This is a genomic window from Beutenbergia cavernae DSM 12333, assembly GCF_000023105.1.
Taxonomy (GTDB): domain Bacteria; phylum Actinomycetota; class Actinomycetes; order Actinomycetales; family Beutenbergiaceae; genus Beutenbergia; species Beutenbergia cavernae.
Window position 1 is genome coordinate 3,708,435 of sequence record NC_012669.1, and the last position, 11,478, is coordinate 3,719,912.

Genomic DNA, 11,478 nt, shown 5'->3' on the forward strand with positions numbered 1-11,478 from the left:
CATGGGTTACCTGGAGTTCGTCGGTCGGCGCCTGCTGCGCATGGTGCTCTCGCTCGTCGTCATCTCGGCGCTGACGTTCACGCTGCTGCAGCTCGCACCGGGCAGCTTCGCGGACATCCAGCGGGCCAACTCCGGCTCGACCGGGATGGCGGGGGCGGCAGCGCAGGAGGTCGCCGGGCAGTTCGCGACGCGGTACGGCGACGACGTCCCCGCCTGGCAGCAGTACCTCGTGTTCATGAAGGGGGCGCTGACCTGGGATCTCGGGCCGTCGTACAAGTACCCGGCCCAGTCGGTGGAGAGCATCATCGCCCAGGGGTTCCCGGTGTCGGCGACGCTCGCGATCCTCGCCACGCTGCTCGCCCTCGCGATCGCCATCCCGATCGGCGTGTTCGCGGCGCTCAAGCAGCGCACGGCGTGGGACACGGGCTCGATGTTCGTGCTGACGCTGGGGCACGCGCTGCCGAGCTACCTCACGGCGGTGTTCCTCGTGCTGATCTTCGCGGGAGCGCTGCACGTGCTCCCGGCGGCGGGGTGGAGCGGGCCGCAGAGCCTGATCCTGCCCGTGGTGGCTCTCGCGATCGGCCCGCTCGCGGTGCTCGCCAGATACGTCCGCTCCTCGATGCTCGACACCCTGAGCGAGGAGTACGTGACGGCGGCCATCGCGAAGGGCGGGCGGCCCGGCGTCGTCATCCGCAAGCACGTGCTGCGCAACTCGCTCATCCCGCTCGTCACGGTGACCGGACCGATGCTCGCCGCGCTCATGACCGGCACGGTGTTCATCGAGACGATGTTCCGGATCCCCGGGCTCGGGCTCTCGTTCACCCAGGCCGCGTCCAGCCGCGACATGCCGCTCCTCATGGGGACGACGCTCTTCTTCGCGATCATCCTCATGGCGACGAACCTCGTGGTCGACCTCGTGTACGGCCTCCTCGACCCGCGCGTGCGCGCAGAAAGTGGGCGAAAGCTCCGTGGCTCTCGTGTCAGCAGGAAGAACGCCGGCGACGCCGGCGCCGGTGGCGGTGAAGGCGGCAGGCCCGTGGTCCAGAGCCTGGGCTAGGTTCCGGGGCAACCGGATGGCCTTCATCAGCCTCTGGGTCGTCCTGCTGCTCTTGCTCGTCGCGATCTTCGCCCCGCTGGTCGCCCCGTACCCCCCGGATGCGACCGACTACGGCCAGCAGCTCGCGCCGATCGGCACCCCGGGCCACCTGCTCGGGACCGACACGCTGGGCCGGGACATCCTGTCCCGGCTGGTGTTCGGCTTCCGGACGGCGTTCCTGGTGGCGTTCGTGGCCGAGGTGATCTCGGTGGCCGTCGCGCTGAGCGTCGGCGTCGTCGCCGGCTACCGCGGCGGCCGGGCGGACGGCGTGCTCATGGCCGCGACCGACGTCATGTACGCCTTCCCGACGTACCTCTTCGCCGTCCTGCTCGTGACGGTCTTCGGCCGCAGCTTCTGGTCGGTGATGGCGGCGATCGCGATCGCCGGATGGGTCACCCAGGCCCGGCTGGTCCGCGCGCAGGTGATGACGCTGAAGAAGCGGGACTTCGTCGAGGCGGCCCAGGGCATGGGCGCGAAGGGGCCGACGATCGCCACCCGCTACATCCTGCCGAACGCGCTCGGCCCGCTGCTCGTGACCACGAGCTTCGCCGTCCCTGCGGCGATCACGACCGAGGCTGGCCTGTCCCTCCTGGGGCTCGGGATCGCCGACATGCCCTCCTGGGGAGCGATGATCAACGAGGGGGTCCGGTTCGCGACGTCGTCGCCGCACATGATCATCTCCCCGGCCATCGCGTTCGCCGTCACGCTGCTCGCGTTCACCTGGATCGGCGACGGCGTCCGCGACGCGTTCGACATCACGTCGGAGGCCCGCGCATGAGCCGCGCGAGCCGCACCGCCCGGATCCGGCTGGACGAGAACGCGCCCCTACTCGACGTCGCGGGGCTGCGGACCGGCTTCCGCCGGGCCGACGGCGACGAGTTCATCGCCGTCGACGGCGTCACGTTCACGCTGCGGCAGGGTCGCGCTCTCGCGATCGTCGGCGAGTCCGGCAGCGGCAAGAGCGTGACCGTGCGCTCGCTGCTGCGGCTGCTGCCGCGCACCGGCCGGATCCTCGACGGCCAGGCGCGGTTCGGCGGGACCGACCTCGTGGGGGCGTCGGACCGGACCCTGCGCACGATCCGCGGCCGCGAGGTCGGGATGGTGTTCCAGAACGCGATGGAGGCCCTCAACCCGACGATCCCGGTCGGCCGCCAGCTGGCCGAGGCGCTGACGTGGCACCGGCTGTGCTCGCGGTCCGAGGCCCGGGAGCGCGCCGTCGCCACGCTCGGCGACGTCGGGATCCCCGACCCGGAGCGCCGGGCGCGGATGTACCCGTTCCAGCTCTCGGGCGGGATGCGGCAGCGCGCGATGATCGCGATGGCCATCATCGCCGGCCCGCGCCTCGTCGTCGCCGACGAGCCGACGACGGCGCTCGACGTCACCGTCCAGGCGCAGGTGCTCGACCTGCTCGCCGAGATCAAGGACAGCGGCACCGGCATGATCATGGTGACCCACGATCTCGGCGTCGCCCGGCGGTTCTGCGACGACGTGCTGGTGATGAACCAGGGCAAGGTCGTCGAGAGCGGCACGATCAGCGAGGTCCTGGACGCCCCGCGCGAGCCGTACACGCAGATGCTCCTCGACGCGACGCTCGAGGTCGGCGACGTCGCTCGCGCGCCGGACGGGTCGGCCACCGCTCCCCCGCGCCTCGTGACGGCGTCGGCCCCTCAGGTGGCGTCCGACGACGACGCGCCGTCGCCGACGCCCATGGCGGCGTCCCTGGTGACGCCCGCGGCGGCGTCCGACGACGCGAGCGCGCCGATCGTGGTCGCGGAGCACCTCGACAAGACCTTCCACTCCCGCGGCGGGGACACCCACGCCGTCCGCGACGTCAGCCTGACGATCGAGCGCGGGCGCACCCTCGGCCTCGTCGGAGAGAGCGGTAGCGGCAAGTCGACCGTCGCGCGCCTCGTCATGGGCCTGTACGAGCCGGACTCCGGGCGCGTGCTCCTGGACGGCCACGACCTGCACGACGAGACGTCGAACGCGCAGCGGCGGCGGATGCAGATGGTGTTCCAGAACCCGTACGGCTCGCTCCTGCCGCACTACACGGCGGGCGCCAACATCACGGAGTCGCTGCGGCTGCAGGACATCGGGACGCCTGCCGAACGCACGGAGCGGGCCGCTGAGCTGCTGCGGCTGGTCGGCCTCTCGCCGGACGACGCTCGGCGCTACCCGCAGCAGTTCAGCGGTGGCCAGCAGCAGCGGATCGCGATCGCCCGGGCGCTCGCCCCGGAGCCCGAGGTGCTGGTGTGCGACGAGCCGACGTCGGCGCTCGACGTCTCCATCCAGGCGCAGATCCTCGACCTGCTCTCGGAGATCCAGGAGCGGCTCGGCGTCGCGTATCTGCTCATCTCCCACAACCTCGCGGTCGTGGAGAGGATGTCCGACGAGGTCGCCGTGATGAAGGACGGCGCGATCGTCGAGCGTGGGGACCGGCGGGCGATCTTCGCCACCCCGCAGCACCCGTACACCCACCAGCTCCTGGACGCGATCCTGCCCGTCCGAGGGGTCGGCGCCACCAGCGCCGCGTTCGCCTGATCACGAGGCCTGGGGTCGGCCGGTCTCGTCGACCGGCCGTCCCGGGCCGTTCGATGACGAGGAGTGCACGTGACGAACGACCCGACCCTCCCCCAGCAGGTGCCCGGCCTGACGCTCAGCCGCCGGACCCTGCTCCAGCTGGCCGCGGCGACCGCCGGCGCCTACGGACTGACGACCCTCACCACGAGCACGGCCGGGGCCGCGCCGGGTGGCGGCGCCGCGCCGTCGACCACGCCGGTGAAGACCCGCGCGACGTACTACACGCCCGAGAAGGTGGCGGCCGCCCGGGCGAACGTCGCCCAGCTCGACTGGGCGGCGGCGATGCGCGACGAGGCGGTGGCGGGCGCGCAGCCGCTGGTCGACGCCGGCGACGACTGGCTGTGGCGCTCGGTCACGAGCCAGGGCGTGCCGCGCAGCTACGCCGTCAACCAGGACCTCGGCTCCCCGGTCACGGGTGAGGAGATCTTCGAGTTCGGCAACTACCCGTGGATCGCCGACCCGTACGCGCGGCCGTGGAAGCTCGAGGACCCGTCCAGCGGCTACCTGTTCCCGACGAACGACTTCGCGGCGTTCTACGCGAGCGCGCTCGACGAGAACGGGAACTTCCAGCGCGAGCTCGGCGACCCGGCGCACCTCGTCAACACGCTGTACCCGGAACGCGGGCCGACCTGGGGTGTCGACGACGGCTGGGGCTGGATCGACGACGACGGCGCCAAGTGGACGTTCTGCGCGTACTACGTGCACTGGTTCGGGTGGTACGGCCCGCCGGCTGACGTCGCCGGCCAGAAGATGACGAGCCTGCGGCAGGGCCTGATGCGGCTGCGGGACGCGTACCTGCTCACGGGCGACGCGCAGTACGCGCGGCTCGGCGTCATCCTCCTCGACCGGTTCGCCGACCTCTACCCGGCCATGGACACCTCGGCGTACCCGCGCGCGGAGGGGTACCTGCACTCCGACGGCCTGCGCGGCGTCGGCAAGGCCGTGGGCTGCATCTGGGAGACGGGCCTCGCGCGGACGCTGGTCGAGTGCTACGACGCGTTCTACCCGGCGATCGCCGAGGGGGACGACGCGGGGGTCGTCGAGTACCTGTCGGCGCGCTCGACCGAGTACGGGCTGGCGCCCAAGGCGAGCGTGGCCGACATCCGCGCGAACATCGAGAACGGCATCCTGCGGCAGATCTTCCCGGCGGTGCAGGACACGTCGATCTTCGGCAACTTCGGGATGCACCAGGCGACGCTCGCGATGGCGGCCGTCGTGCTCGACGAGCCCGCGTCGGGTGTCGAGTGGCTCGACTTCCTGTTCGCGGCCGGCGGTCTGACGGGCAGCGCGGGATCGTGGCGGAACACGGGCGGGAACATCGGGCCGACGCTCGTCGACCAGGTGGACCGGGACGGCTGGTACGGCGAGGGCGCACCGGGGTACAACATCCTGCCGATCGGGAACCTGCAGTCGGTCGCGGACGTGCTCGCGGGGTACGACACGTATCCGGCGGCCGACCTGTACGAGCACCCGAAGTACGCGGCGATGTTCACGGCACGCCCGAGGCTGACGATGCTCGGCGCGTACACGCCGTCGATCGGGGACTCCGGGCAGACGGGCAAGCCGTACCTGCTGGGCCTGGCGACCCAGTACGTCACCGCGTTCGAGCGCTACGACGACCCGGTGGACGCCCAGATGGCGTACCGCATGAACGGCGACTCGACCGACGGGCTGCGGGGCGACGTGTTCAGTGCCGACGCCCCCGGTCTCACGGAACGGATCCAGGCGGTGATCGACGCCGAGGGTCCGCTGGCGCTGGAGTCGGCGAACCTCACCGGGTTCGGTCTGGCGGCGCACCGCACGGGCACCGGGGCGCATGCCCGCGGGCTCACCACGTACTACGGCACGAGCCTGATGCACGGGCACCGGAACACGCTCGCACTGGGGCTGTTCGGCCACGGTCTCGACCTGGCCCCCGGCCTCGGCTACCCGGAGTTCGCCGACAACAAGGCTCGGCGCCGCGAGTGGGAGAGCAACACCGTGGCGAGCAACACCGTCGTCGTCGATGCGACGCCGCAGACTCCCCAGGTGGTGGGGCGGCCGCTGGCGTTCCGGAGCGGCGACGGCGTGCACCTCAGCGACGTCGAGGCGCCGGCCGTGTACCCGGGGGCGTCGCGCTACCGGCGGACCTCGGTGCTCGTGGACACGGGCGAGGAGCGCAGCTATGTGCTCGACGTGTTCCGGGTGAGCGGCGGCGGCGAGCACGTGTTCTCGTTCCACGCGGCCGAGGGGCCGGCGACGGCGAGCGGTGTCTCGCTCGTCGCGCAGCCCACCGGGACCTACGCGGGGCCGGACATCGAGCCGCCGAACCCGACCGGGACCCCGCGGCCAGGGGCGAGCGGGTTCGACTGGCTCACGCGGGTCGAGCGTGGGGCGCCGTCCGGTGCGTTCTCGGTCGACTGGGACGTCACCGACACGTACGACGTCCACGAGGTCGACCCGGACGTCCACGTGCGGCTGACGATGCTGACACCGGTCGAGGAGGTCGCGCTCGCCGACGGCATCCCGCCGCGGAACAAGCCCGGGAACCCGGAGTCGCTGCGCTTCCTGCTGGCGCGGCGCACGGGAGCGGACCTGACGAGCACGTTCACGTCGGTGGTCGAGCCGTATGTCGACGCACCCGTGGTCACGGAGGTGCGGGCGCTGAACGTCAGCCTGTCCGACGGCGAACCTGTCGACGCCGACGACGTCACGGCCGTCGCCGTCACCCTGGCCGACGGGCGGGTCGACTGGCTCGTGCACGACGCTGTCGGCGGTCGGAGGCTCGTGGTGGACGAGCGGATCGTCGTGGACGGCGCGTTCGCTCTCGTGCGGTTCAACTCGCGTGGCCGGCCGGAGCGGGCCGTCGGGTTCGACGCTGCCGAGGTGCGCGACGGACGGCGCGTCCTGGTGCGTCCGCGGGGCGGCGCCGACGGCGTCGTCGTCGAGCGGACGGCGGAGCTGGCGGCGTCGAGCACGCTCGTCGTCGAGCTGGACCGGCCGCGGGACGATCGTGACGTGCAGGCGTTCGTGGGCCGGTACGTGTACGTGGAGGACGACGGCGCCCGGAACGCCGTGTACCGCGTGGCCGCGGCGCGGTGCTCGGGCCGCCGGCTCGAGCTCGACGTGCCGACGACGTTCGTGCGTTCGTACGTCGATGCCGCCGACCCGGATGCCGGGTTCCGGTACGACGTGGAGCCGGGCCGCCGCGTGCGGATCCCGGCCGACGGCGCCTGGGTTCGCTGAGCGCGCGTTCCCCGGCGGAGGACGACGGCGGTGACGGCGGCGGCGGCGTGCGAGTGCACGTCACCGCCGCCGTTGCTGGCGCTGTCGCCGTCGTCGTCATGTGGCGGTGGTGTCGGTGGCGGCGGACGGGTTCGCGGTGGCATTCGCGCGTAGGCCTAGGTACGCCGGGGAGGCACCGGGGGCCGGTGGTAGGTGTTGCGCCGCGGTGCCGATCGTGGGTGGGAGGGGTCGTTCCAGGGCGGCCGGAAGCGCGGCATCCCGGCGACCATCTCGATGCGCCAGTGTCCGTCGTGGACGAGGTGGTGGTGGTAGCCGCAGAGCAGCACCCCGTTGTCGATCGAGCTGACGCCGTCGTTCCACCACTCCTGGACGTGGTGGGCCTCGCACCATGGTGCGGGCATCTGGCACCCCGGGAAGGCGCATCCGCCGTCGCGGGCGACGAGCGCCCTACGGATGCTGTCGCGAAAGAGCCGATTGGCCCGGCCGACGTCGAGCACCCGGCCGCTCGTGCCGAGGACGACCGGGATGACCCCCGCATCGCACGCCAGCCGTCGCACCGCGCGAACCGGCACTGGCCCCGTGTAGGGCAGGTGCGCCGAGCCCAGACCAGCGCGCAGCTCCTCCAACGACATGGTGACCATCACCTGGGTGGGGAGCCCGCCCGTCGCGGGCAGCTCGGCCGACCGCAGCGCAGCACCGCACGCCGCCAACAGGGCGTCCAGGCGGCGCCGCGCCAGGGAACGCCCGTCCCGCGCAACGGGTACCTCCGCAGCGGCTCCGCCCGCGAGGTCTGCGTCGCTCGCCGCGTCTGAGGCGGCGCTTGAATCACTCGAAGCGCCTGAGGCGACACCTGCGTCGCTCGCCACGGGCGAGGCGGCACTTGCATCGCTCGCCACATCTGAGACGTCACCTGCCAAGGTCGCCGCATCCGTACCTGGACCCGGACCCGGACCGGCTGCGGCAGGAGGGACGGCACCGGCCGTGTCCGCGGCGGCGGCGTCCACACCGTCTGCCGCCGCGACGTCGCAGGCGCCGTCGTTCCCGGGCAGGGGTGCGTCGGGGTCGCAGGTCGTGGTGACCACGCGCGGGTTCGTCCCGGTGGCGAAGATCGTCTCGAGGACCTCCCGACCGGCGTCGTCGGTGATGATCCGGATCTGGTGCAGCCCGTCACGCCGACCGCTGAAGAACACACCCTGCAACCGTTCCAGCTCCCCCTCGCTCGGAGCCGGTCCGTCCTGGTCCAGCAGGTGCAGGCATCGATCCGTGAGGCGCCGCACATCGTCCGCGTCGACCTCACGGGCGGCGTCCACCAGCACGCGCTCCATGGCCGCAAGCTGCGCGGAACCGTCCACCGCCTCCGTGCCGCTGGCGCCGTCGCCGTCGTCGCCGGCCTCGCTGTCGCCGTCCGAGACCGTGCCGGACGCGGAGGACGTGCTGGCACGGACGATCCGGCGCGCCTGCGCCAGGCCACGCAGGATGTGGGCGACCGCGTCGACGTCACCGGCACCGTCGCCGACCAGCTCCCCCACGAGCGGGCACACCGGCGCGATCGTCTGACCCACCATCACCGACCCAGGAAGCAGGTCGCGTGCCTGCGCCACTCGCCGCCGCGCCTCAGCACCGGACAGCCGCAACCGCACCCGCAGGATCTCCGCCGGCGACCGGTATCCCGCACGACGACCAGCCGGGCGTGCGCTCGACCGCGCCGGCGCGCGCGTCCCGTCGGGCTCCTCTGACCGCCCCGGCGCGCGCGTCCCGTCGGGCTCCTCTGACCGCCCCGGCGCGCGCGTCCCGTCGGGCTCCTCTGACCGCCCCGGCGCGCGCGTCCCGTCGGGCTCCTCTGACCGCCCCGGCGCACGCGTCCCGTCGGGCTCCTCTGACCGCCCCGGCGCACGTGCCGCGCCTGCTTCTTCCAGCCGCGCTGTGGTCGTGTCCGGGGTGCCTGCAGCGTCGCCCGCCGCCGCGGAGCCGGCCGCCGTGACCGTGGTGTCCGCCGGCTCCGGAGTCGCGAGCGGTTCGCGCGCGGCACCATCACGACGATCCGCACTGGTAACCAACCGGGACGCCGGGCCGAACGTGAGTGGCCCGACGTCCTCAGGTGCGTCCCCGCCGCGCAGCCCGCTCGACGCGAGGTCCGTGGGGCGTTCGTACGCGTCGGCGACAGCACCGGCCGCCACGAGCTGCGCGTGGCGCAGAACGCGAGCAGCGTCCTCCACCGCGGCCGCGAGATCGAGCGCAGCACCCAGCGACAGCCCGCCAGCGCCACGGACCACGGCGTCACGCACGATCCGGGCTTGTTCGACCAGACCCGGCACCACTGCACCCACCCCCAAGGGCGCGCCCACTACCGAAGAAGAGGGCGAGGGTGAACCACTGGACCCCCTCACAGCGTCATCGCGCGAGCGACCGGTCGGATCGGAATCCGAATCCGACGTCGGGACGCTCTCGAGGGCCATGCTCCATTCTGGCGCTTCGAACACCCGTTCGCAAGCGGTTGGCGCGTATTCGCCTGTTAGCGAACAACCATCCACAGAATGTGGAAAACTCCGCTGTCATCACGACCTGGGGACAACTCGTCCCCACCGCACCCGCACTCCCAACGGGCCGGCACGCCAGGCTTCGCAGGCTCACCCGACGACGCGCACTCCACGGGAGCAATCCGTCCGTGCGGGCCTACTTGGCTCCCAAGCCGTATTCCAGAGCCGGTAAGAGCTGCGAACAGATCGGGCACCCGCGACTCACTGGCACCCCAGCATTCCAACGCGCGAACCCGGCAAAGGAAACGGCGCGTCGCGGAATGGCAGCGCTATCGCACAACACATCGCCGCGTGCCGCGAACTCAGTCGAGGCGAAACACCACGAACGGCCGCGAACGCCGCGACACAGCGCATCGACAACGCACCCTCAAGTGCCGCGAGACGACCGCATCCCCACCGCCGGCCGAGCGGCGCGAGACGACCGCACCGGCACCGCCGGCCGAGCGCCCCGCGAGAACCACGCCTCGCCTGGCGCTCACACGCACTCGGCGAGCGCCGGAGGCGACCACCCGCCACGAGCTCGGCGCGGCCGCTTCCAACGCCGCGAGACCACCCGCGCCGCCTCACGCCCCGCTGGGCAACGCGCGGCTCGCGCCCCGTTCGATGGGTGGGCCTCTATCTAGTCCGAGCGCATCCACTTCGCTCGAGCGCAGGTGCCGTACGCCTCGGTCCGCCGAGGCCGCGCCCCGCCGCCCGCGCCGACCTTCGCACTCCACGTCGAGCCTCGTAGTTCGGGGTACGAGGTTCGACGCGGAGTGCGAGGTTCGGCGCGATCAGGCCCGGGAGGCGTGCACCTTCTCGAGCGCGGCGGCGATGTCGGCGACGTCGTCGGAGGTGTACTTCTCGTTCCACGCGATGACGAGCAGCCGCGCGCCGATGAGCTCCTCGGTCACGGGGCAGAGTCCGGGCGCGTACTCCGGCACGGAGTCCGCCGGCGGAACCGAGAGCGGATACCCGGAGGACCCGTACGTCCGGCGCTCGGTGAACACCGGCGTCAGGTAGAGCGGCCGCTGGATGTACCCGCCCGAGGCCGGGATCCCCTCGGCAGCGAGCGCCCGCGCGTACCAGTGCGCGTCGGCGCCCGCGACGTCCGGGTCGATGAAGACCGGGAACTGCCAGTAGCTCATGCCCTCCGAGGCGGCCGCGGTGAGCCCGGCCAGACCCGTCACGACGTCGGTCAGTGCCTTCGCCGAGCGGCGGCGGTCCTCGACGACGCCTGCCAGCTTCGTGAGCTGCACGCGCGCGACGGCGGCCTGCAGCTCCGTCATGCGGTAGTTGAGCCCGAGGAAGAGGTGCGTGCGCTCGTCCGTGTCGCGGGGCCAGGCCTTGTCGGCGAAGAGCCGCGCCCGGCGCGCGAGCGCGTCGTCGGACGTGATCGTCAGCCCGCCGTCGCCGGCGGTGATGTGCTTCGACTGCTGCAGGCTGAAGCAGCCGAGGTGCCCCACGGTGCCGGCGAGCGCGCCGTCCGGGCTCACCGCCGTGAGGTACGCCTGCGCGCAGTCCTCGATGAGCACGATCCCGTGGTCGTCCGCCAGCGCGCGCAGCTCGACCACCGGCGCCGGCTGGCCGAAGAGGTGGACGGCGATGATCGCGCGGGTGCGGGAGGTGATCCGGGCCCGCACCGACTCGACGTCGAGGTTCCCCGTGGCCGGGTCGACGTCGGCGAACACGGGCACCGCGTTCTGCGCGAGGATCGGCAGCACCGTCCCGGCGTCGCTGAGGCCGGTCGTGATGATCTCGTCGCCGGGCTCGGGGTCGACGGCGGCGACCGCCAGGTGGATGGCCGACGTCCCGGAGCCGGAGGCGACCGCGTGCGGCACCCCGTAGTACCTGGCGAAGTCCTGCTCGAAGCCGCGCGTCACGCCGCCGACGGTGGAGTTGAGCTGGCCGCTGCGGACGACGTCGACGACGGCGCGCTCCTCCTCCACGCCGAGCGTGCGGCCCGCGGGCGAGGACACGGACGGGAAGGGTGCGGTGCGGACCGGCGCGCCGCCGTCGAGCGCGAGAACATCGGACATGGGATGGACCTCCGGGTGGACG

Annotated in this window: 6 protein-coding genes; 4 read left to right on the plus strand and 2 right to left on the minus strand. The window is 72.6% G+C overall.

Features of this window, described 5'->3' with window-relative positions; genetic code table 11:
• Position 1 precedes the first annotated feature (1 nt).
• From BCAV_RS16825 to BCAV_RS16840, 4 genes are all read left to right on the plus strand, one after another.
• Positions 2-1,057, plus strand: a complete 1,056-nt coding sequence (locus tag BCAV_RS16825; protein WP_015883821.1) for an ABC transporter permease — start codon at positions 2-4, stop codon at positions 1,055-1,057.
• 16 nt (positions 1,058-1,073) lie between these two features.
• Positions 1,074-1,874, plus strand: coding sequence for an ABC transporter permease (locus BCAV_RS16830; protein WP_015883822.1), 801 nt, complete (start codon positions 1,074-1,076; stop codon positions 1,872-1,874).
• Positions 1,871-3,637, plus strand: coding sequence for a dipeptide ABC transporter ATP-binding protein (locus BCAV_RS16835; protein WP_015883823.1), 1,767 nt, complete (start codon positions 1,871-1,873; stop codon positions 3,635-3,637). Before BCAV_RS16830 ends, BCAV_RS16835 begins: the two co-directional genes overlap by 4 nt.
• A gap of 69 nt (positions 3,638-3,706) precedes the next feature.
• The gene (locus BCAV_RS16840; RefSeq protein ID WP_015883824.1) at positions 3,707-6,901 is read left to right on the plus strand and encodes a heparinase II/III domain-containing protein; all 3,195 of its coding nucleotides are present in this window, start codon (positions 3,707-3,709) and stop codon (positions 6,899-6,901) included.
• A gap of 155 nt (positions 6,902-7,056) precedes the next feature.
• On the opposite strand, the gene BCAV_RS16845 is transcribed toward BCAV_RS16840, so the two are convergent.
• Together BCAV_RS16845 and BCAV_RS16850 are read right to left on the minus strand one after the other, a co-directional pair.
• Positions 7,057-9,216, minus strand: a complete 2,160-nt coding sequence (locus BCAV_RS16845; RefSeq protein ID WP_245528881.1) for an HNH endonuclease signature motif containing protein — start codon at positions 9,214-9,216, stop codon at positions 7,057-7,059.
• A 995-nt stretch (positions 9,217-10,211) separates the two neighbouring features.
• Positions 10,212-11,456: a DegT/DnrJ/EryC1/StrS family aminotransferase gene (locus BCAV_RS16850; protein ID WP_015883826.1), complete on the minus strand. Its 1,245-nt coding sequence runs from the start codon at positions 11,454-11,456 to the stop codon at positions 10,212-10,214.
• Between the last annotated feature and the right edge of the window lie 22 nt (positions 11,457-11,478).

Coding starts and splice junctions, on each gene's coding strand:
- BCAV_RS16830 (WP_015883822.1), top strand. CDS start 1,074: ATGGCCTTCATCAGCCTCTGGGTCGTCCTGCTGCTCTTGCTCGTCGCG.
- BCAV_RS16825 (WP_015883821.1), top strand. CDS start 2: ATGGGTTACCTGGAGTTCGTCGGTCGGCGCCTGCTGCGCATGGTGCTC.
- BCAV_RS16850 (WP_015883826.1), bottom strand. CDS start 11,456: ATGTCCGATGTTCTCGCGCTCGACGGCGGCGCGCCGGTCCGCACCGCA.
- BCAV_RS16835 (WP_015883823.1), top strand. CDS start 1,871: ATGAGCCGCGCGAGCCGCACCGCCCGGATCCGGCTGGACGAGAACGCG.